The sequence below is a fragment of the Pontibacillus yanchengensis Y32 genome (assembly GCF_000770635.1).
Taxonomy (GTDB): Bacteria; Bacillota; Bacilli; order Bacillales; family BH030062; genus Pontibacillus; species Pontibacillus yanchengensis.
The window spans coordinates 1-20,588 of the sequence record NZ_AVBF01000064.1; the positions used below are offsets into that span (position 1 = coordinate 1).

At 39.2% G+C, this 20,588-nt stretch carries 21 protein-coding genes, 1 tRNA gene, 1 other RNA gene and 1 riboswitch; of the genes, 14 read left to right on the plus strand and 9 right to left on the minus strand.

Features of this window, described 5'->3' with window-relative positions:
• Nucleotides 1-237: 237 nt before the first annotated feature.
• Both N782_RS16845 and N782_RS16850 read right to left on the minus strand, forming a co-directional pair.
• Nucleotides 238-918: a deoxynucleoside kinase gene (locus N782_RS16845; protein ID WP_036822962.1), complete on the minus strand. Its 681-nt coding sequence runs from the start codon at nt 916-918 to the stop codon at nt 238-240.
• Nucleotides 915-1,556, minus strand: coding sequence for a deoxynucleoside kinase (locus tag N782_RS16850; RefSeq protein ID WP_036822964.1), 642 nt, complete (start codon nt 1,554-1,556; stop codon nt 915-917). The genes N782_RS16845 and N782_RS16850 overlap by 4 nt, the downstream gene beginning before the upstream one ends.
• A gap of 235 nt (nt 1,557-1,791) precedes the next feature.
• On the opposite strand from N782_RS16850, the gene N782_RS16855 reads away from it, so the two are divergent.
• Nucleotides 1,792-1,864, plus strand: a tRNA-Arg gene (locus N782_RS16855).
• Nucleotides 1,865-1,927: 63 nt separating this feature from the next.
• Here the strand turns inward: N782_RS16855 and N782_RS16860 are convergent.
• The 3 genes from N782_RS16860 to queF form a co-directional block, all read right to left on the minus strand.
• Nucleotides 1,928-2,530, minus strand: coding sequence for a hypothetical protein (locus N782_RS16860; protein WP_036822966.1), 603 nt, complete (start codon nt 2,528-2,530; stop codon nt 1,928-1,930).
• 139 nt (nt 2,531-2,669) lie between these two features.
• A complete protein-coding gene (locus N782_RS16865; RefSeq protein WP_036822968.1) occupies nt 2,670-3,314 on the minus strand; it encodes a queuosine precursor transporter in 645 nt (214 codons plus the stop codon).
• A 49-nt stretch (nt 3,315-3,363) separates the two neighbouring features.
• Nucleotides 3,364-3,861: a preQ(1) synthase gene (queF, locus tag N782_RS16870; RefSeq protein WP_036822970.1), complete on the minus strand. Its 498-nt coding sequence runs from the start codon at nt 3,859-3,861 to the stop codon at nt 3,364-3,366.
• A 74-nt stretch (nt 3,862-3,935) separates the two neighbouring features.
• A riboswitch (PreQ1 riboswitch) is annotated at nt 3,936-3,980 on the minus strand.
• A gap of 170 nt (nt 3,981-4,150) precedes the next feature.
• Between queF and aldA the strand changes: the two genes are divergently transcribed.
• Together aldA and acsA are read left to right on the plus strand one after the other, a co-directional pair.
• The gene (gene aldA / locus N782_RS16875; protein WP_036822972.1) at nt 4,151-5,599 is read left to right on the plus strand and encodes an aldehyde dehydrogenase; all 1,449 of its coding nucleotides are present in this window, start codon (nt 4,151-4,153) and stop codon (nt 5,597-5,599) included.
• A gap of 313 nt (nt 5,600-5,912) precedes the next feature.
• A complete protein-coding gene (acsA, locus tag N782_RS16880; RefSeq protein WP_036822974.1) occupies nt 5,913-7,631 on the plus strand; it encodes an acetate--CoA ligase in 1,719 nt (572 codons plus the stop codon).
• 101 nt (nt 7,632-7,732) lie between these two features.
• Here acsA and hmpA read toward each other — a convergent pair whose 3' ends face one another.
• A complete protein-coding gene (gene hmpA, locus N782_RS16885) occupies nt 7,733-8,962 on the minus strand; it encodes an NO-inducible flavohemoprotein (RefSeq protein ID WP_036822976.1) in 1,230 nt (409 codons plus the stop codon).
• A 192-nt stretch (nt 8,963-9,154) separates the two neighbouring features.
• On the opposite strand from hmpA, the gene N782_RS16890 reads away from it, so the two are divergent.
• The 4 genes from N782_RS16890 (at nt 9,155) to N782_RS16905 (ending at nt 12,502) form a co-directional block, all read left to right on the plus strand.
• The gene (locus N782_RS16890; protein WP_036822978.1) at nt 9,155-9,592 is read left to right on the plus strand and encodes an Rrf2 family transcriptional regulator; all 438 of its coding nucleotides are present in this window, start codon (nt 9,155-9,157) and stop codon (nt 9,590-9,592) included.
• 13 nt (nt 9,593-9,605) lie between these two features.
• A complete protein-coding gene (locus N782_RS16895; RefSeq protein ID WP_237582682.1) occupies nt 9,606-11,018 on the plus strand; it encodes a lysine N(6)-hydroxylase/L-ornithine N(5)-oxygenase family protein in 1,413 nt (470 codons plus the stop codon).
• Nucleotides 11,019-11,106: 88 nt separating this feature from the next.
• Nucleotides 11,107-11,625 (plus strand): type 1 glutamine amidotransferase domain-containing protein, encoded by a 519-nt coding sequence (locus tag N782_RS16900; protein WP_036822981.1) that lies wholly within the window; start codon nt 11,107-11,109, stop codon nt 11,623-11,625.
• Between the two features lie 97 nt (nt 11,626-11,722).
• Nucleotides 11,723-12,502: a DUF3891 family protein gene (locus N782_RS16905; protein ID WP_036822982.1), complete on the plus strand. Its 780-nt coding sequence runs from the start codon at nt 11,723-11,725 to the stop codon at nt 12,500-12,502.
• On the opposite strand, the gene N782_RS16910 is transcribed toward N782_RS16905, so the two are convergent.
• From N782_RS16910 to N782_RS16920, 3 genes are all read right to left on the minus strand, one after another.
• Nucleotides 12,503-13,093 (minus strand): DUF421 domain-containing protein, encoded by a 591-nt coding sequence (locus tag N782_RS16910; protein WP_036822984.1) that lies wholly within the window; start codon nt 13,091-13,093, stop codon nt 12,503-12,505.
• Between the two features lie 154 nt (nt 13,094-13,247).
• Entirely contained in the window at nt 13,248-14,537 is a 1,290-nt protein-coding gene (locus N782_RS16915; protein ID WP_036822986.1) for a glycoside hydrolase family 18 protein, read from the minus strand.
• A 71-nt stretch (nt 14,538-14,608) separates the two neighbouring features.
• Nucleotides 14,609-15,154, minus strand: coding sequence for a cysteine hydrolase family protein (locus N782_RS16920; RefSeq protein ID WP_036822988.1), 546 nt, complete (start codon nt 15,152-15,154; stop codon nt 14,609-14,611).
• A gap of 211 nt (nt 15,155-15,365) precedes the next feature.
• Here N782_RS16920 and tadA point away from each other — a divergent pair, with 211 nt between their 5' ends.
• The 7 genes from tadA to N782_RS16950 all read left to right on the plus strand — a co-directional run bounded on the left by tadA (nt 15,366) and on the right by N782_RS16950 (nt 19,864).
• Nucleotides 15,366-15,836: a tRNA adenosine(34) deaminase TadA gene (gene tadA / locus N782_RS16925; RefSeq protein WP_036822990.1), complete on the plus strand. Its 471-nt coding sequence runs from the start codon at nt 15,366-15,368 to the stop codon at nt 15,834-15,836.
• 121 nt (nt 15,837-15,957) lie between these two features.
• An RNA gene (gene ffs, locus N782_RS21150) (signal recognition particle sRNA large type) lies at nt 15,958-16,223 on the plus strand.
• A gap of 192 nt (nt 16,224-16,415) precedes the next feature.
• A complete protein-coding gene (gene dnaX, locus N782_RS16930; protein WP_036822992.1) occupies nt 16,416-18,137 on the plus strand; it encodes a DNA polymerase III subunit gamma/tau in 1,722 nt (573 codons plus the stop codon).
• 13 nt (nt 18,138-18,150) lie between these two features.
• Complete coding sequence (locus tag N782_RS16935) at nt 18,151-18,465, plus strand: YbaB/EbfC family nucleoid-associated protein (protein ID WP_036822995.1); 315 nt, start codon at nt 18,151-18,153, stop codon at nt 18,463-18,465.
• A gap of 227 nt (nt 18,466-18,692) precedes the next feature.
• On the plus strand, nt 18,693-19,289 hold the full coding sequence (gene recR, locus N782_RS16940) for a recombination mediator RecR (protein ID WP_036822996.1): 597 nt from the start codon (nt 18,693-18,695) through the stop codon (nt 19,287-19,289).
• A 14-nt stretch (nt 19,290-19,303) separates the two neighbouring features.
• Nucleotides 19,304-19,519, plus strand: coding sequence for a YaaL family protein (locus N782_RS16945; protein ID WP_036822998.1), 216 nt, complete (start codon nt 19,304-19,306; stop codon nt 19,517-19,519).
• A gap of 81 nt (nt 19,520-19,600) precedes the next feature.
• On the plus strand, nt 19,601-19,864 hold the full coding sequence (locus tag N782_RS16950; protein ID WP_036823000.1) for a pro-sigmaK processing inhibitor BofA family protein: 264 nt from the start codon (nt 19,601-19,603) through the stop codon (nt 19,862-19,864).
• Nucleotides 19,865-20,588: the final 724 nt, after the last annotated feature.

Below are 20,588 nucleotides of genomic sequence, written 5' to 3' on the forward strand. Positions count from 1 at the left end.
GAGAAAGAGGTAGGCAAGATCCCCTGAGGGCGTTCTTCCCGAAGGTAGCCTTGCCAGCTCGCCGGCAGGACGCGAGTTGTTCCCAGGACACCTTTATACCATCTAAAGCAAAGGAAACACCCCTCTAGCCCATATTATCTCGAGTCCAAGTCTTCAAAGTTATGCCTCGATAGTTGAATAAGAATTTATCTCCTACAATAGATCTCATAAAAAAACGGTAGGCATATGCCTACCGTTTTACGTTAGTTGACGAGATCTCCATTTGCGAGATTGTTGGATGAAATGACCGATTTTTTCAAGGATAGGCTCAATAGATTCTTCATCATTGAGTACGTCGTAATCGGCAATATTTAGACGAAGCACAGGACAAGCGTTAAAGTTATCAATCCAGTTCTCATAACGATTGTACATCTCTTCCCAATATTCCATTGGTGTTTGTTGTTCCATTGGACGACCGCGTTCCTTGATACGGCCATAAATGTCGTCAAATGACCCTTCAAGATAAATTAATAAGTCCGGGTGTGGAAAATAGGGGGTCATGACCATGGCATCGAATAGATTTGTGTACGTGTTATAGTCAACTTCATTCATCGTACCTTTTTCATAATGCATTTTTGCAAAAATACCAGTATCTTCATAAATAGAACGGTCTTGAATAAATCCTCCACCGTATTCGAAGATTTTCTTCTGCTCTTTGAAACGTTCTGCTAGGAAATAGACTTGTAAATGAAAGCTCCAACGTTCAAAGTCATTGTAGAATTTATCTAAATAAGGATTCTTTTCGACTTTTTCAAAGGAGGTACGAAATTGTAATGCATTGGCTAATGCATTCGTCATCGTAGATTTGCCAACACCTACTGTTCCAGCAATCGTAATTACGGAATCATGCGGGATACCGTATTGATCTCTTCGGCTCATTTTATAACTTCCCCTTTTTCAAAATGGTTCTGTATCGTTTCAATCATATAATCCAAATCATCCTGATGTTTAATGAAATCCAAATTATCTCCATTAAAACGAATAACAGGTATATCAGGATGCTCACGCTCAAATTTCTCCATGAACAATTCATAGTCTTCAGCAAGTTGCTTAAGGTAGCTTTCTTGAATATTTTGCTCGACTTCCCGACCACGCATACGAATACGATCAAGAAGTGTATCCAAGCTAGCATGCAAATAAATGATCATATTTGGACGAGGCATGTCGTTTGTCAAAATATCATAAATTTGGACGTACTTATGATATTGGTGCTGCTTTAAGGTACGTTCAGCAAAAATTAAGTTTTTTGAAATATGATAATCAGAAACAACAGCCTGGTGATTGGCTAAATATTTATTCTCGATATCCTCTAGCTGCTTGTATCGATTGCAAAGGAAAAACATTTCCGTTTGGAAACTCCACTCTTCAATATCATCATAAAACTTACCGAGAAACGGGTTCTCCTCCACGATTTCTTTTAATAAGGTATATTGAAATTGGGAGGCAAGTTTTTTCGCTAGGGATGTTTTTCCTACACCAATAGGTCCTTCTACTGCGATAAAAGGCGTTTGTCCCATTTCTCCTCCTCCTTCACAAACAGTCAAAATAATATACGTTCTGACAGACAAATTATATTTTATCATAATAGAACCAACGAAGTAACAGGATTAGAACTCGAAAATTGTTTCGATTTGTAGAGAAATGTTTCCTTTTATCACTACTTAAAGATGTAGAAATCCCATTCTCTCGGACTTTTAGGCTTGCCAATTCAACCGTTTTCTACTACTATAAATACACACATCTTTCCATCTTGGCCCCGTAGCTCAGGGGATAGAGCATAGGTTTCCTAAACCTTGTGTCGCAGGTTCGAATCCTGCCGGGGCCGTTCAAACATAGTTTTCTTCATTAAAAGGGAACTTCCACGATAGGAAGCTCCCTTTTTAATTTTTTATGAACTTGGCTCCACAAATCGCTCCGATACCTCAGCCCCATTGTTTTCCGCCAGTGTTATTATCTTTTTTCTGTTCATCATGAAGTCATAATTATGTGGGATCGTCAATTGTAAGCCATCTTTAGTGATGAACACATGCTCCTTGTACACTACCATGTTGTTTTCTCTCGTTGTTACTTGGATGACTTCATCAATTTCGTTCCATTGCACGTCTAGTTCTTGGAGAGAACTGACTTGATTATAATGCAGTCCTTCGTCATCGAAATAGTAATAATGAAAAATTCCAAGTACAAAGCAAAGCGAGGACAATGCGACGGAAAGAAATATCATCCATGGTCCTGTTTTAAGATCTCGATCATTTCTTTTGGACTTTATTAACTCATCGATGGATAACAAAATAGCGAGTAACATCATCCCTCCAATTAAAAGTGCATAGGAAAGGAATGGTGCATTAAAAAACCATTGTGATTTGGAAAAGAAAAGGATGTCCTGAATTATAATAATAAACACAAAAGGTAGGATAAAGCTACTAACAAACACCATCACGATGAACATAATTTTTATCGGTTTCCTCGTATCATTTCCAATCATTTCTTTCATAACAAACCCCCATCATCGACATTTTCATATCCATACGAGCCACTGAAGAAAAAAGTTTCAAAATATTTACATAAATAAATGATGAAGTCTCTTAATTTGGACAAGTGAGAGCCAGAATTTATAAACAAAAAACCAACTCCTACGAGAAGGAGTTGGCTTCTGGTTGCATGGTAGTAGAGTTGGTTTGTTCTTTTCGTCCCCATTTCACTAGGGCATATGCGATTGGTGTATCGATAATGGCTACCATCCATTTAAACGCATATTGAGTTCCAATCATCGCCAGTAATGCTGACATTGGAACCGTTCCGTAAAATGCGATGGAGATAAATACGACTGTATCTAGAAGTTGACTAGTCATGGTAGATACATTATTGCGAAGCCATAGCTTATTGGCTCCATGCTTTTGTTTTAATTTATGAAAAATGGCTACGTCAGTGTGTTGGCTTACAAGATAAGATGCTAGGCTCGCCAGCATCACACGAAAGCTTCCACCTAAGATGGATTGAAATTCTGCTTGTTGCTCAAAAAATGGAGCGGATGGCAGAGCAATCGCAACCAAAATAAACAGCATGGCAACAACTTGGGTTACAAACCCAGCTTTTACGGTTTTACTTGCTGCCTCTCTGCCGTAGACTTCGCCTATCACATCTGTTACTAGGTAGGTTACGACATATACAATAACAGCTGCAGGAAGGACGAATCCTCCTACACTAAATAATTTCACACCTAATATGTTAGAGAGGATAAGTAAACCAACAAATAAGGCGTTTAAATACATTAACATTTTCACGTTTCCTCCTTATGGTGAGGAGATGGTTCAAATCAACACCCTCTTAACGGTTATCGATTGTTTCTGGATACATATCATGATTCATTAAGCGATTTTCAGCCATACGTTCAAATTTCGTGTTAGGTTTTCCGTAATTACAATACGGATCGATAGAAATTCCGCCACGTGGTGTGAATTTTCCCCATACCTCAATGTAGCGAGGATCCATTAGTTCAATTAGATCATTCATAATGACGTTTACAGCATCTTCATGAAAGCCGCCATGGTTACGGAAGCTAAATAAATATAATTTGAGTGATTTGCTTTCCACCATTTTGATATCTGGTATATAGCTAATATAAAGAGTTGCAAAATCAGGTTGGCCTGTTTTGGGGCAAAGTGTCGTAAATTCTGGACAATTGAATTTCACAAAGTAATCGCGATTCGGGTGCTGGTTTTCAAATGTTTCAAGAACATCTGGATTATAATCAAAGCTATAGGTGGTACCTTGATTCCCAAGAAGCGTAACATCCGTTAGGTCTTCATCTTTTCTTCCTGCCATTCTTTTTCCTCCTTTTTAACCTCAAACGCAATAAAAAAAGTCATCCCCTCTAAAGGAGATGACTTGTGCATACGTGTCCCTTAGTTTTTTATAGAGGGTTGAGCTAGAACCTCTCCCGTTTGTTACGGAATTGGTATTCTATTACATGTATCCTAATTCACTTTATACAGTATAGACCTACATGTCATGCGTGTCAATTACGTCTAGCTAGTTGCCTATCCAAATGTTTACGTTAAGAATGAAGGAGGAACACCACAAACGTAAAATCCTTATTTTGGGAGGTACAATAATGGAAACACATCAATTATATATAAACGGAGAATATGTTCAATCAACTGGTAATGAATTACTTGATATCATAAACCCATCAACAGAAGAAGTAATTTCGCGTACGCCAAAGGGTACGGAGGAAGATGTAAACCGCGCTGTGGAAGCTGCTTTTCATGCTCAAAAAGAATGGGAGCAAACACCAGCTATTAAACGCGGGGAAGCGGTTCGTGCAATGGGAGATAAGATTGAGGAAAAGCGTGATACATTTATAGAATTGTTGCAACAAGAGCAAGGAAAAGACTATGAGCTTGCTAGTGGTGAGGTAGATTTGGCGATTGACTACTTCCGCTATATGTCTGAATGGGCACGTCGAATCGAAGGAGAGATTGTCCCAAGCGATCGCCCAAATGAAAACATATGGATCTATAAAAAGCCCATTGGTGTTGTAGCTGGAATCGTACCTTGGAACTTCCCAGTATTTATCTTGGCACGTAAGGTAGCGACATCCCTTGTGACAGGTTGCTCCATTGTATTGAAGCCAAGTCAGCAAACACCAAATACGGCAGCTGAATTCACGAAAATTATTGATAGCATGGACTTACCAGCTGGCGTGTACAACTACATTACAGGTACGGGCGGAACGATTGGAAATGCATTAGCTTCACACGAAAAAGTTCATATGGTAACGATGACGGGAAGTGTTGGAGCAGGAACGAAGGTAATGGAAGCAGCTGCCCAAAACATTACTAAAGTGAATCTAGAGTTAGGTGGTAAAGCTCCCGCCATTGTGACAAAGAATGCTAATCTAGACACTGCAGTAGAAAGCATAAAACAATCTCGTCTCGCTAATAATGGCCAGGCTTGTACGAATGCTGAACGAGTATATGTCCATGAAGATGTGAAAGATGAACTAATTACACGCTTAAAAGAAGAGTTTGAACAACTGACAATCGATAATCCTCTTCAAAACCATAATGCAGACGTTGGCCCACTTGTAAGTGAAGATCGACTACAAGAGGTGGAAGAGATGGTCAACAAGGCAGTTGAAGAAGGAGCTAAGGTAGTAACTGGCGGTAAACGTGCAGATAAGCAAAATGGATTTTTCTATGAACCTACCATTCTCACTAACGTCACCCAGGATATGGAGGTCATTCAAGAAGAAATATTTGGCCCAGTCATTCCAATAACAACGTTCCAAACATTAGATGAAGCAATTGAAAAAGGAAATGATACAGATTATGGACTATCAAGCTCTGTCTATACAGATGACTTAAACGAAGCAATGCGTATCGTAAATGAATTGAAATTTGGTGAGACGTTCGTCAACCGCGAGAATTTTGAAGCAGTGCAAGGGTATCACCAAGGAATTCGTAAATCTGGATTAGGTGGTGCTGATGGCAAGCATGGTATGGAAGACTTCCTAGTTACGCAAACGGTTTATATGGAATATAACACAGACAAGCAATAAAAAATTTTTCGGTGCCAGACCCCCACTACAGTAGTGCGTTAACGTAGTGGGGGTCTGGCACCTATTTTTTCTTATGCTTATCACTTTAAAAATGTATAAAACTGCCTTACAATGGAATTAATTAACCTAATTTTTTAAATATTTCAATAAAAAACTCTGCATTGCCACTCCTCATAAAGTCAACCGAAAGGATGGACTAGGGTCGGAATAGTTATGTTCTGACGTTTTATCATGCATATTCCTTTGAATTATGGAGTGGAAAAAATTTTTTATTAAGGTGTAATCGTTTACAATTTAGGGATGAGGTGATCAAATGAACATGCAACGTATTGAAGTGAAGGAAGGAAATTTTAATCTAAAAGATTACCAGGAAGCTTACAAACAATTTGATTGGGAAGATGTGAAAAAGGAATTCAGTTGGTCTGAGACAGGAAAGGTTAACATAGCGTATGAAGCTGTCGACCGCCATGCTGAAAATCCTGATAAGGCAGATCAGGATGCACTAATCTACTCGGCTCCTGATCGTGAAGAGCACGTAACATTTTCTCAGTTAAAGAAATCAAGTAACCAATTTGCTAACGTGTTAAGCAGTCATGGTATTGAAAAAGGAGATCGTGTTTTCCTTTTCATGCCACGTAGTCCTGAATTCTATTCAGCGTTCTTTGGTATCCTCAAGGTAGGTGCAATTGCAGGACCTTTATTCGAAGCATTTATGGAGCAAGCCGTTCGAGATCGTTTAGAGGATAGTGAAGCAACAATGCTAATCACGACTCCTGAACTTCTTGAGCGAGTTCCTTATTCAGAACTACCACACTTAAAACAGATTGTATTAGTCGGTGAAGACCCTGAAACGAATGAAGAGGGTTTCATTGATTTTCATAAAGAAATGAATCAAGCGAGTGAAAGCTTCGACATGGAATGGGTGGACCTAGAAGATGGAATGCTACTCCATTACACTTCTGGCTCTACTGGGAAGCCTAAAGGGGTCTACCATGTTCATAATGCGATGCTTCAGCACTATCAAACAACAAAATGGGTGCTAGATGTTAAAGAAGATGATGTGTACTGGTGTACAGCTGACCCAGGTTGGGTTACTGGAACAAGTTATGGAATCTTTGGTCCATGGTTAAATGGTGTAACGAACGTAATTGTCGGTGGACGGTTTAGTCCAGAGAATTGGTACAAAGCAATCCAAGATCATGGTGTAACGGTTTGGTATTCTGCACCAACGGCGTTTCGTAAATTAATGAGTGCAGGAGAGGAAGCCGTAAAACCTTTCGATATTTCGAAGCTTCGTCATATTGCTAGTGTTGGAGAACCGCTCAATCCTGAAGTAATTGCCTGGGGATTAGACGCCTTCAAACTACGCATTCATGATACATGGTGGATGACAGAAACAGGGGCACAGCTCATTTGTAACTACCCAGCTATGGAAATGAAGCCTGGATCCATGGGCAAACCTTTCCCTGGTATTGTTGCTTCCATCATTGATAATGAAGGAAATGAGCTACCTCCAAATCAAATGGGGAACTTGGCAATCAAAGCTCCGTGGCCTTCTATGATGAGAGCCATTTGGGAGCGTCCAGAAAAGTTTGAGAGCTATTTCCTAAACGGTTGGTATATTTCAGGTGATAGTGCCTATTACGATGAAGAAGGTTATTTTTGGTTCCAAGGTCGATTAGATGATGTGATTAATACATCTGGTGAGCGTGTTGGACCATTTGAAGTAGAAAGTAAGCTGATTGAACACGAAGCGGTTGCAGAGGCTGGTGTAATTGGTAAACCTGATCCAGAGCGTGGTGAAATTATTAAAGCCTTTATTACATTGAACGAAGGGTACCAAGAATCGGATGAACTACTAGAGGATATCCGTCAATTTGTGAAAAAAGGCTTGAGTGCTCACGCTGCCCCACGTGAATTAGAAGTGAAGGATAAGATTCCAAAAACACGCAGTGGTAAAATCATGCGCCGTCTATTGAAATCTTGGGAACTAGGATTGCCGACAGGTGATTTATCAACTCTAGATGAATAAAGGGTAGGAAAACAAACTCCTAGCACATTGTGCTAGGAGTTTAGTATGTCTGAAGTGGGTAATGGAATACTAAAGTAATTTTTATTAAACTATGAAACTTCTTAACTCCCCTGAGGGCCAAAGAATTCATAGTTGATAGAGTCAGGAGATACTTGCCATTCTGTTAGCATTTGGTTCACTGCTTTCATAAAACCTTCAGGTCCACAGAAATAAAACGCAGCTTCGTTTGATGGAAGGATAGATTGTAACCAAGGAAGATTTACAAAGCCTTCTAATTGGTGATTATCTGTTTGTTGATCTTCGAATGTGGGATTGGAATAACATGTGTACACATGCACATGTTCATATTCATCTTGAAGCTTCATTATGTGTTCTTTCATTGCATGAACGCGTCCATTTTGGGCGGCGTGTATAAAGTAAATCGGTCGCTCGGGCTGCTTTTGTAGGGAGTCATGTAACATGCTAACCAGTGGTGTGAGCCCAACCCCGCCACTAATGAGTACAAGCGGTTTATCGCTGTCTTTTAGTATAAAGTCACCAGCAGGTGCACTAACAGGCAGCACATCCCCTTCCCTTATAGATTGATGAAGATAATTCGAAACGATACCTGCAGGTTTATTGTTTTGTTCATCCTCCCGTTTCACACTAATTCGGAAGTAAGGCTTACCCGGTGCATCTGAGAGACTATATTGACGTAATTGGGTATAGTCAGACCCAGGGATATTAATTTTAATGGTGATGTATTGTCCAGCTTTATAATCTGGTAGCGTTCCTTGATCTACTGGAGTTAGATAAAAGGATGTGATAACATCACTTTCTTGGATTTTATGGGTAACTTTAAAGTTTCTATAGTCAAGCCAACCACCATCTTTATGGGCAATTTCCTGATACATGTCTTCTTCGACTTGAATAAATACGTCTGCAATGACTGTGTACGCTTTCCCCCAAGCTTCTATAATGTCATCTGTGGCTGCTTCACCGAGGACATCCTTTATTGCTGCAAGTAAATTCTCACCTACAATAGGATACTGTTCTGGTTTTATATTTAAGCTGCGGTGCTTATGGGCGATTTGTTTAACAGCTGGAAGGATGACTTCTAGTTGGTCGATATATTGCGCAGCAGCATATACTGCGTTTGCCAATGCTTTTGGTTGCTTATCCATTTTTTGATTTGCTTGATTAAACACATGCTTCAATTCTGGATGGTTTTCAAATAGTAGTTGGTAAAAACGTTTCGTAATTGTTTCGCCGTGTTCGGCTAACACAGGCACGGTAGATTTAACAATATCAATCGTCTTTTGATCTAACTGGGTTGCGGTTTGGGTACTCATAAGTGAGCCCTCCTTTGGAAATATAAGTAAAGTTTTCTTATAATCTAAGTGTAGTTGACTTTTAGAGTTAAAAGCAATATTTAAAATGAATCTTTTGTGTCCGTTTTGTTAAATATTTCATTCGTTTCTTAACTAAATTTTTGTTATGATAATAAAGTATTTTTGGATAGGGTGCCAAAGGAGTGTTAGACGATGCGTCTGAAAAAATATACAGATTATGCCCTTAGAGTTATGGTTTATGTTGGTTCAACTGAAGACGGAGAGCTTTCTTCCATTAAAGAAATATCTAATGTATTTAATATATCTCAAAATCATTTGAGTAAAGTTGTATTTCAATTAGGGAAATTGGAATTAGTAGATACCGTGCGTGGTAGAAATGGTGGAATCCGCCTGTCAAAGAAGCCAGAAGATATAAATATTGGATATGTGGTTCGAAAAATGGAAGAAGACTTTATACTAGTGGAATGTTTTGATGGAGGTTCGGATCAATGTGTCATCAGCCCTTCTTGTAAATTAAAGCATGCTTTAAACGAGGCATTGAGGGCTTTTCTTGGTGTACTCGATCAATATACACTAGGAGATTTATTATCCAACCCAAACGAATTACGAGCTCTAATGGACATGAAATAAGGAGACTTAAAAGATGAAGCGAGTGGCATATTGTGCCACTCGCTTAGTTTTATTTTACAGATATTCAGGGAAGATTAGTAAGAACTATAATAAAGGAAGTGTACTTACTATGGAAAAGACCATTTATGATTTCGTGGGTATTGGCATTGGCCCGTTTAATCTTAGTTTAGCAGCGTTAGCAGATAAACAAGACAAAATAGATGGCGTTTTCTTTGATCAAACATCTAAGATGCAATGGCATCCAGGTATGCTGATTCAAGGGACGGATCTTCAAGTACCATTTATGGCTGATTTAGTTACGTTTGCGGACCCTACAAGCCCTTATACGTTCTTGAACTATTTACATAAAAACAACCGAATTTATCCGTTTTTTTATTTTCAAAAGTTAGAAGTTCCAAGGCCAGAATATAATGATTATTTGAAGTGGGTAGCAGACCAGTTGCCTTCTTTATTTTTTGGCCAAAAGGTTATCGATGTGAAGGAAATTGATTTAAACGATGAGGAAAAGGGGTATGTTCTCGATGTTCAAGATCAAGAGACAGGGGACATCAAACAATATAGAAGCCGACATATTGTGATTGGAACTGGAAGCAAGCCATCCGTTATTCCTGGGGCAGAAGAGTTACCAAAAGAAGATATCGTTCACACTAGTCGTTATTTATACGAAAAGGAATCTATTTTGCGCTCTAACCACGTAACGGTTATTGGATCAGGACAAAGTGCGGCAGAAATTGTCGATGACCTGTTATCTGAACAAGATGATCATCATTATAAAATAAGCTGGTTTACGAGGTCTGCGGGTATTTTTCAACTCGATACGGCAAAACTTCCGCAAGAACTTTTCTCCCCTGAATATGTGGATTATTTTAATTCATTAACCTATGAACAGCGTATGAATACATTACCTAAGCTCGATAAACTTCAAAATGGAGTAGACCCATCTACTTTAAGTGATATATATGATTGGTTGTACCATAAATCTGTTGCAGGGAAACAACTCGATGTCACCATTCAACCACTAACAGAGTTAACGGATATCAAGCCACTCGAAAAAACATACATGCTAGAACTACATCAGTGGCAAGAAGATGAAACCATTCATTTTGAGACCGATAAACTCATTCTGGCCACGGGTTATAAACCAAATATTCCTACGTGGCTAAAAGAGCGATTTGGGTCCGAAATCGTTTGGGAGGGGAATGAGCATTATAAGTTGACCCGTGATTGTGAAATTGTTTTTCATGACGGTCGTCAGCATATGATTTTCGCTACCACGGATATAGAACATTCCCACGCAACTGGTGATAATAATTTAGGCTTAGCTGTTGATCGAAATATGCGAATGATTAATACAATGGCTGGTGAAACGGTTTACCCGCAGTCCAATAGCACGATTTTTCAGCAGTTTACTATGAAGAGGGACTAAGGAATCAAACGCTTCTTAATTAAGTTTAAACCCATACTGAGCGGGAATTACATTTACTGTAATTCAAGGTAAAGGAGTGTTCGAAATTATGAGTAAGAAAATAGCTTGCGTTATGACAGATTTATTTGAAGATGTAGAATACACAAAGCCTGTAAAAGAATTCAAAGAAGCGGGACATGAAGTCGTTACAATAGAAAAAGAAGCTGGTAAAAAAGTAGTTGGCAAGCAAGGGGATGCTGAGGTAACCATCGATCGAGGCATTGATGATGTGAAACCGAAAGAATTTGATGCTCTTCTAATCCCTGGAGGTTTCTCACCGGATCAATTACGTGCAGATCAACGATTTGTAGATTTAGCAAGACATTTTATGGATGAGAACAAGCCTGTATTTGCTATTTGCCATGGCCCGCAGCTATTGATTACAGCTAACCGTTTAGAAGGCAGAGTGGCTACTGGGTTCACATCTATTGCAGAAGATATAAAATATGCGAAAGCAGACTTCCGTGACGAAGAGGTTGTTGTTTGCGGTGACCAGCTTGTAACAAGCCGGAATCCTGATGATATCCCTGCTTTCGTGGACAAGTCATTACAGCTATTAGCTAAATAAAGGTGCTCAAAACCCAGCTCTATAGAGTTGGGTTTTACATATATTATAGAGGGATTTTTTTTGTGAGCGAGAATGAAACAGAGAGGGGGAAATGTAGATGATTGTTCTAAAGCATAGAAATGAACTTGTATTATTTGAGCAACATTATCATGGATTGGCCTCAGGAGTGATGGCTCATAAATGGAAAGATAAAAATTTCTTGGCTCCGCATCTTAGAGAGGAAGTAGAATATGCTGTATCTTTTCATGATCGTGGATGGATGCCTCTGGATCAAAAACCATTATGGGATCAAGCCAATCACCAGCCATATTCTTTCTATAACTATCCGATGAGAGAGAAGATGGAACGTTACCATGAAGGCGTAGACGAAGTCGAAAAGAAATCATTTTATGGAGCTTTGTTGTGTAGCATGCATTATTGTTCTTTTTTTGATGAGAAATCAGATGATGAGGATAGTGAAGTGTTTTTAACCAAAGAGCATACTAGGCAAGAAAAATTGAAAAAAATATTAGGGGGCAAAGTGACCGAAAATTCGATTGGATTTCATTTTACCTTGTTGCAGTTTTGTGATGATCTCTCCTTGTATTGTTGCATGAATGAACCAGGTTCCTCTAAAGAAGAGGAAGTAAGCTGGTTCAAAAATGGGTTCAGACAACAGTTTCCGGAAGCACCAAATGGTATTATGCCTCGTTTTGAAAATAAAGAATGTGTTAGCTTAGATCCTTTTCCATTCACCGAACCTTTTGAGCTAATGATACCTTATAAGACTGTGCGTATGGAAAAGGTAGAGGCGATAGGGCTTGAGGATGCCAGAAGGGAAGCACCTCTCCAACAACGCAAAGTGAAAATTGTTCCTTTTAGGAATACAGAATCGTGATTATTGAGAGTCGGAGGAGTTGAGTTCTTTTTGTTGCCTAAGTTCATCAAAAAGATTGGGTGGCTCCGCAGGTTGAGTAGTATTAGTGGGCATAGGCTGTTTTAACATCGATGGGTGGGCTAAGCGTTTCAACTCACCAATTGTAAGAGGTTTGGCTTCTTCTGTTAGCTCATATCCCAACTGCCCATTCGGCTCAATTGTAGCTGTCTTGACATCACTTAATTTGCCTATGCCATTTTGTCTTAAAAACATTTCGATTTGGTCTACGGATAGACGGAGTTTCTGCAACTCTTTTGTTTGAATAACCCCATCTTGTATGACGATGCGTGATTTACCTGTAATAAATTTCTCTACAGGATTAAACCATAGTTGCAACAACTCCATGACAAGTAAGACGAGGATGAAAACACTAGCTGCTACTGTCGTTTTCCAAAGGCTAGACTCTATTATAGGTTGAATGATAATCGAGCCGATGGAAATCATGATGACAGTTTGGGCTAATGACATTTGTGAGATTGATTTCCTTCCAGCAAGACGTAATAAAAAGACGCCCACCAGAACCATAATGATTGATTCTACGATGACATTCATACCTTCGAACCTCTTTTCAAATAAGATAATCTCTAGTTTGCGACAATTCATTCCAAATTATGAATAGCAAGAAATAATGGACAAAAGTTTATAGTACGTTAGACGTCAAAAAAAGCTAAAGAAGCTCTAAGAGCCTCTTTAGCTATAAAATTTATTAAACTTGTTTATTTACATTGAATTGGCTTTCAAGAAGCTCCCAGTTTTGCGGGAAGTTCAAGCCTAATTTCCAGTAACTGATGCCTTTTAATCCTAACTCTTTCACTAAATCAAATTTGGCCTGAATGGATCGGGCATCTTCAAACCATACTTCGTGCTTGTTGCCTTGTTCGTCCGTGTATTTATAAAAGGGTGCTTGAGCTTCTTTATCGAATTGGATCTCAACATTGTACTTTCTAGCTCGCTGTATTGCTTTTTGCGGACTAATAGCTTCAGCCGGGTCTCCTCCTTTTTTATAAGGGAGGGTCCAGTCGTATCCATATAAATTCTGGCCTAAGAATATTTTGTTTGCAGGCATGACGCTTAATGCATAATTTACAACTTCTCGAACGGGTCCTATCGGAGAGACAGGTAAAGGTGGTCCACCGCTATAGCCCCATTCATATGTCATTAAGACGACAAAGTCTGCTACTTCTCCGTGTGTTTTATAATCGTGTGCTGTGTACCATGCCCCTTTTTGTTCTGCGCTTTTCTTTGGAGCAAGGGCAGTTGACATTTGAAATCCTTCATCAGATAAACGTTTTTTCGCTTTTCTTAAGAAGTTATTGTAATCATTCCGATTCTCTTGAGGTAAGAATTCAAAGTCAAAATGTACATCTGTGAAGTTTTTGCTTTTGGCTACTTGAATGATGTTATCTAGTAATTTGTTTTGGAAGTTGGTATCTGTCACGACTTTGCGGCCCAAATCTTTGTCGAAGCTTCCCCCCTTGATGTTGGTTACGACGAGCATCATGGCCACGTTATTTTGTTTAGCAATGTTGAAGTAGTTATTTAATGGTGGTGGCTTTAGAGTACCATCGTTATTAATTTGGTAACTAAACGGTCCAAGGTACGTTAAAGAAGGTGCGTGCACCTGTACATATTCCTCTAATTCAGGTGACACTTCTTCACCATACGATTCAGCATACCCATTAAAAGCAGCTTCCGTTTTCGGTTGTGGTGGGATATATAATCGGACTCCGACAGGTAATGAGTTTTGGAGTGGAATATTATTTACATTGGCTAATTCCTGAGCGGTTGTACCGAATTTTTGTGCAATCGAGTAGAAGCTATCACCTGACTGGACAAAGTAATACTGGCCATCAATGGGAATAACTAACGCTTGCCCAATCACAAGGTTATTTGGTGCGTCCAATTCATTTGCCCGAATGATCTCATCCATTGTTACGCTGTACTGATTTGCGATACTATATATACTATCGCCTGATTTAACGACGTGGATTTGCACACACGTCCCCCCTCTCACAAAATGCCTATCCATTAGTGAGATATATGTGAGAAAAAGGGGGAGTATGTTTATTAAAATTCACATATAGGGGTGGTCTCGGCACCAAGTACATTTTCCATCATCTTCAGTGCGTACTCGTTATCTTTTGGATCATTCGAAGCGATCCCGTCAGAAGGTACGGAAATTTCATACTCTCTCATATAAGCATCGTTCGCACTAAATAAAACACAAATATTTCCGGCTATTCCCGTTAAAATAAGGTGATTTACACTAAGTTCAGAAAGCAAAGCTTGTAATGCAGTCTGATGGAAGGCGGAGTGCTTCGGCTTAATAAGGAAATATTCTTCATCTTCCTCATGAGGCATGATTTGATCAAGCATGTGCTGGTTTTGGCTGTTACGACATTTTGAATATATTCGTTTTAAATCTGCTTGCCAGAGTTTATAATGATCATTTACATAAATAATAGGAAAATTGCGCTTTTTAGCGTAAGATTTTAAGTGCAAAATGTTAGGCAGGATGGTTTCTGTTTGTTTAAACAACCGTTGACCGTGTTTGAAATTAAAATCATTAATCATATCAATGATAATAATAGCTGTTTGTTTAGGGTGTGACATGGCAAATCTCCTTTCTGTTCCCGTCTAGGAAATTATAAAATTCAATGCTTGTGTATAACTGAAAAAAAGTGATGCGGCCAAGTCCAGCTCCATCCCGTCCAGAACTTCCACAGAGTTAGGACAGTTTGTACGTCGCTAAACGGGCGCTTGCGCTTTTGTTCTTAGTTTTTCTAAGTATCTCTAAATCAAACCTAAAAAGTGGTGAAAAACGATGAATCATGAATACTATATGAATTTGGCTATTCAGGAAGCAAGAAAAGCGGAAGCAAAAGGCGAGGTACCTATTGGAGCTGTAATCGTAAAAGATGAAGAAATTATCGCAATGGGTTATAATGAAAGAGAGACCACTCAAAAAGCAACATCCCACGCTGAATTAATTGCTATTGAAAAAGCAAATGAAGCAGTAGGCAGTTGGCGTCTAGAAGAATGTACCTTGTATGTCACACTAGAGCCTTGTCCGATGTGTGCAGGTGCTATCTTACAATCGCGTATTCCACAAGTGGTTTTTGGAGCCTACGATCCTAAAGCCGGATGTACAGGCACCTTAATGAATGTGTTACAAGATGAACGATTTAACCATAAAGCTGAAGTCATTCCTGAAGTGCTTCATGAACAATGTGCAGCCCTTTTGACGACTTTTTTTCGGCGATTAAGAGAAGAAAAAAAGCGAAACAAAGAATAATTTATACTACAATAACAAACATTAACAATGATTTAACATTGCATTTTCATTTTATAATCGCTATACTGGGTATTGCACATCAAAAAACGATGTCTAAAGCAACAATTTGATAGCAAATTTGCCGTGCTAAGCGGGGAGGTAGCGGTGCCCTGTACTCGCAAGCCGCTATAGCGAGGCCGAATTCCCACCCTAGGTGGGGTGGCCTCAAGGTCTGCCTTAAGCGATTGGTGTTGACACCCGGGTCCTGCACAATGGGGACCCGTAAACCCTGTCAGGTCCGGAAGGAAGCAGCAGTAAGCGGTCATCTCCGTGTGTTGCGGGGTCGCCTGGGTCGAGCCATGACCTTGAGTAACGCTTGGGGCCACCTCATCGAAGGTGGGTGCACGGCGCAAATACATAAATGTAACTCACCTTTTCGAGGTGAGTTTTTTTAATAAGTAAAGAAAGTATAAGTTTCTGGCGCTTACGTGTCTAGCGCAGGCGCCCAGCGACTAAATGCGTTGTCTACGCTTTTCACATTGAAAATCATATGTGTGTTTAGGTATAATGAGAAAGAAACCATAAAGGAGAACGAGGACATTGAGTTATCAGGCATTGTATAGAGTATGGCGGCCGAGGAATTTTTCTGATGTCGTTGGACAAACACATATTACCCGTACGCTACAGAATGCGATTGTTCAAGATAAGTTTTCGCATGCCTATTTGTTCTCGGGACCTCGAGGTACAGGAAAGACAAGTGCGGCTAAGATATTCGCTAAAGCTGTAAACTGTGAACGTGGACCTGTGAAAGAACCGTGTAATGAATGTGATGCTTGTCTTGGAATTCAAGACGGTTCTGTATCAGATGTTATAGAAATAGACGCTGCTTCTAACAATGGAGTAGAACAAATTCGCGATATTCGTGACAAAGTGAAATACGCACCTAGTGCAGTGGACTATAAGGTCTACATCGTCGATGAGGTGCACATGCTTTCTATTGGTGCTTTTAATGCATTATTAAAAACATTAGAAGAACCACCCAAACATGTTATCTTCATTTTAGCTACAACGGAACCTCATAAAATTCCGTTAACCATCATTTCACGTTGCCAGCGATTTGATTTTAAGCGCATTACACAAGCTTCCCTAGTAGAAAGAATGCAATACATTACATCTCGAGAAGAACTGAACATTACCAATGAAGCTCTTGAAGCGGTTGCGTTATCTGCTGAAGGTGGAATGCGTGATGCGTTAAGTTTATTAGACCAGGCTATATCCTATAGTGAAGACCAAGTCGACATAGAGGATGTTTTAGCTGTTACAGGGTCTGTTTCACAAGAAAAACTTGCCAATGTCATTCATGCACTTCGTGGTAATGAAGTGAAAGAAGCCCTACGGTTTGTTGATTCTCTTATTCAAGAAGGGAAAGATCCAGGGCGATTCATTTTTGATTTAATATATTACTTAAGAGATTTATTATTATATCAAAGCGCACCAGGTCTTGAGGATATATTAGAGCGTGCGATTCCAGACGAAACATTTAAGGACTTAAGTGAGCAACTATCTGCCAATTGGATCCAACAAACGATTTCTACATTAAATCAATGTCAGCAGGAAATGAAATGGACGAACAGTCCCAAAGTCTTCATTGAAATTGCAATGTTGAATATATGTGAGATACAAGCAGCCGCCCCAACTGCAAAAGCAGAAGCAGCTGTAGAGCCTGAATCCATTCAGAAGTTGCAACAAAAAGTGGACGAACTGGAGAAGAAAATTGCGAATGCTCAACAATTAAATAATGCTCCAAGTGCTCAGCCTGCAGAAACGAAAAAACCCCAGCAACGAAATCGCAGAAATCAATATAAAGTACCTTATGAACGAATTAGAAATGTAATGAATGAAGCATCTAAGAAGAGCTTAAAAGACATTCAAGCTCAGTGGGCAAATTTCATGGATAAATTACGCCAAACAAGCCCCCCTGCTCATGCGCGTTTAATGAATAGTAAACCAAGGGCAGCATCTGATAAAGCCATTGTTTTATCGTTTAAATATGAAATACATTGTTCTTTAGCTCTAGAAAACCAACAAATTATTCAACAGTTACTAACTGAATTTATGGGGAATGAAATTACAATCATTCCTATTCCTGAGGACAATTGGCAAGAACTTAGAGAAGAGTATGTTCGTAAGCAACGTCAACAAGATGACCCAGCAGAAGGGGAAGGAGAGGGAGACTCTCCTGAAGAACCTCAAGAGGATCCATTTATTTCAGAAGCTCGCAAGTTAGTGGGCGATGAATTACTAGAAATTCAAGAAGAATAAAGGAGGAATTGGAATGAAAGGCAATATGAATAACATGATGAAGCAAATGCAAAAAATGCAAAAGAAAATGGAGAAGGCTCAAGAAGAGTTATACGAAATGAGCTTTGAAGCTACAGCTGGTGGTGGAATGGTTAAGGTAGTTGCAAATGGTAAGAAAGAGATTACCGATGTGCAAATCCAAGAAGATGTAGTTGATCCTGATGATGTAGATATGCTTCAAGACCTTATTCTTGCTGCAACAAACGATGTAATCAAGCAAATCGACGATAAAACGAACGATACAATGGGAGAATTCACTAAAGGAATGAATATGCCAGGAATGTTCTAAAACGGAACAGATAGTTTTGACGAAGCGTTTGTCAGTACCTTAAAGCTTGCTGTTTTCAGCAAGCTTTCTAATAGGGGAAAATATAAGTTGTGGCTCGTTTATGTCTAGCTCAATCGCCCTCTAGGATCTTAAGTAAATCCTCCCTGTGGTTAAAAACCACGGTGAGCCTTTGCTTAAGCTAGTCAAATAAGCAAGGCGTCCTGAGCTTTTCTTTAGGAGGAAAAAGAATGTATTATCCAGAACCTATTTCAAAATTGATTGACAGCTTCACAAAATTGCCAGGGATAGGGCCCAAGACGGCTGCGCGCCTGGCTTTTTTTGTGTTAGAAATGGAAGAAGATGACGTATTAGATTTCGCTAAGTCTCTTGTGAGTGCTAAAAGGGAGCTTACACATTGCTCTGTCTGCGGGCACATTACAGATCAGGACCCATGTGCAATTTGCCAGGATGAACAACGTGATGGTTCTCTTATTTGTGTGGTCCAAGATCCTAAAGATGTAATTGCCATGGAAAAGATGAAAGAATTTAGTGGGAAGTATCACGTCTTACACGGCGCGATCTCTCCTATGGATGGAATTGGCCCTGAAGACATCAATATCTCCACCCTTATTAACAGGTTAAAGGATGAGGGAGTAGAAGAACTGATTGTTGCTACGAATCCAAATATTGAAGGTGAAGCGACAGCTATGTATATTTCACGTCTTGTAAAGCCGGCAGGGATTCGGATAAGTAGAATTGCTCATGGCTTACCGGTAGGCGGAGATTTAGAATATGCTGATGAAGTGACACTATCAAAAGCAATGGAAGGTAGAAGAGAACTATAAAGAAGGGGACCTTCATGTTTAAAAGGAAGAAAACCAAACAGAAAGAATTATACGATCAACAGCTACTGACTCAAATCAATCAGTTAAAACAAGAATGGATGTCACTGCAAAAAATTATGGATCATAGTATAGATGAAAGTGAATCCGGAAGGAGAGACCTAATCCTCTCTGAAGCAAAGTACTTTTATCTTTTACGTGAAGCGAGAAAAAGAAATGTAAGTGCACGATAACAAAAAAAGATCTATATTGGTCTTACCTCCTTTGCTTATTCATATACTAAAGAAAAGGACAAGCAAAAAGGGGGTTTTTCTATGGTCTCAACTACTATTATTATAGGGATTTTCCTATTAATAGGGTTTTTATTGGTTGCTGGTGCTCCGATGAAGCCAGTAAGATTTATAGCGAATGGAGCTGTAAAAGTTGTTATAGGAGTTTTATTTCTTTTCTTTTTCAATGTTTTTGGCGCATCACTAGGTCTTCATATACCGATCAATGCTTTTACCGCTATCATTTCTGGGTTCTTAGGAATTCCAGGTTTAGCGTCATTAATTGCAATACATTTATTTGTATTATAGATTTTAGAGAAATACAGTTAGTCGTGAAAAAGGCGATTGTTCGCCTTTTTTTTATTGCTTAGGAAATTAGAAAATTCAATGATTGTGTATAACTAAAAAAGTGAAGTGGCCACGTCCAGCTCCAGCGCCCAGCGACTAGTATGCTTCCCTCGCCTCCGTACGATAAGTTAACATCGAATCACTCATGTTTTCGTGTTGCCTTTATCTCCTACGGGGTCAGGGGAAGTTCGATTAAAACCGCTACGTCACGCAGCAACATCGAACCAACCTACGTCGTGTAGGCCGCAGCATATACGTCGCTAGCAGGGCGCTTGCGCTTTTGTTCTGTTGAAAGAAGGAATAATACTGCTTCTTAGCGATGATTTTGGTGAAATAAACATTAAGCGAAAAAAATATAGAAAAAATGTTCATATCTATTGCACCACTAAAAACAGCGTGATATATTATTATATGTCGCATTAAGAGCGGCAACGAAAACCAAACATTTTTAAAAGAACCAAAAAAACTTACAAAAAGTTATTGACGGTATCTTAATAAAAATGGTACATTGGTAAATGTCGCGCTAACGACGGCGACAACATATCAATAACCGAGTTGAAAAAAACAACAAAAAGTTGTTGACTTGATATCGGCGAAATGATATACTAAATAAGTCGCTGTTTGAAGCGACAAAGCAAAACAACGAAACATTTGATCTTTGAAAACTGAACAAAACAACTTGTAA

Coding starts and splice junctions, on each gene's coding strand:
- N782_RS16845 (WP_036822962.1), bottom strand. CDS start 918: ATGAGCCGAAGAGATCAATACGGTATCCCGCATGATTCCGTAATTACG.
- N782_RS16850 (WP_036822964.1), bottom strand. CDS start 1,556: ATGGGACAAACGCCTTTTATCGCAGTAGAAGGACCTATTGGTGTAGGA.
- N782_RS16860 (WP_036822966.1), bottom strand. CDS start 2,530: ATGAAAGAAATGATTGGAAATGATACGAGGAAACCGATAAAAATTATG.
- N782_RS16865 (WP_036822968.1), bottom strand. CDS start 3,314: ATGTTAATGTATTTAAACGCCTTATTTGTTGGTTTACTTATCCTCTCT.
- queF (WP_036822970.1), bottom strand. CDS start 3,861: ATGGCAGGAAGAAAAGATGAAGACCTAACGGATGTTACGCTTCTTGGG.
- aldA (WP_036822972.1), top strand. CDS start 4,151: ATGGAAACACATCAATTATATATAAACGGAGAATATGTTCAATCAACT.
- acsA (WP_036822974.1), top strand. CDS start 5,913: ATGAACATGCAACGTATTGAAGTGAAGGAAGGAAATTTTAATCTAAAA.
- hmpA (WP_036822976.1), bottom strand. CDS start 8,962: ATGAGTACCCAAACCGCAACCCAGTTAGATCAAAAGACGATTGATATT.
- N782_RS16890 (WP_036822978.1), top strand. CDS start 9,155: ATGCGTCTGAAAAAATATACAGATTATGCCCTTAGAGTTATGGTTTAT.
- N782_RS16895 (WP_237582682.1), top strand. CDS start 9,606: ATGAAGCGAGTGGCATATTGTGCCACTCGCTTAGTTTTATTTTACAGA.
- N782_RS16900 (WP_036822981.1), top strand. CDS start 11,107: ATGAGTAAGAAAATAGCTTGCGTTATGACAGATTTATTTGAAGATGTA.
- N782_RS16905 (WP_036822982.1), top strand. CDS start 11,723: ATGATTGTTCTAAAGCATAGAAATGAACTTGTATTATTTGAGCAACAT.
- N782_RS16910 (WP_036822984.1), bottom strand. CDS start 13,093: ATGAATGTCATCGTAGAATCAATCATTATGGTTCTGGTGGGCGTCTTT.
- N782_RS16920 (WP_036822988.1), bottom strand. CDS start 15,154: ATGTCACACCCTAAACAAACAGCTATTATTATCATTGATATGATTAAT.
- tadA (WP_036822990.1), top strand. CDS start 15,366: ATGAATCATGAATACTATATGAATTTGGCTATTCAGGAAGCAAGAAAA.
- N782_RS16935 (WP_036822995.1), top strand. CDS start 18,151: ATGAAAGGCAATATGAATAACATGATGAAGCAAATGCAAAAAATGCAA.
- recR (WP_036822996.1), top strand. CDS start 18,693: ATGTATTATCCAGAACCTATTTCAAAATTGATTGACAGCTTCACAAAA.
- N782_RS16945 (WP_036822998.1), top strand. CDS start 19,304: ATGTTTAAAAGGAAGAAAACCAAACAGAAAGAATTATACGATCAACAG.
- N782_RS16950 (WP_036823000.1), top strand. CDS start 19,601: ATGGTCTCAACTACTATTATTATAGGGATTTTCCTATTAATAGGGTTT.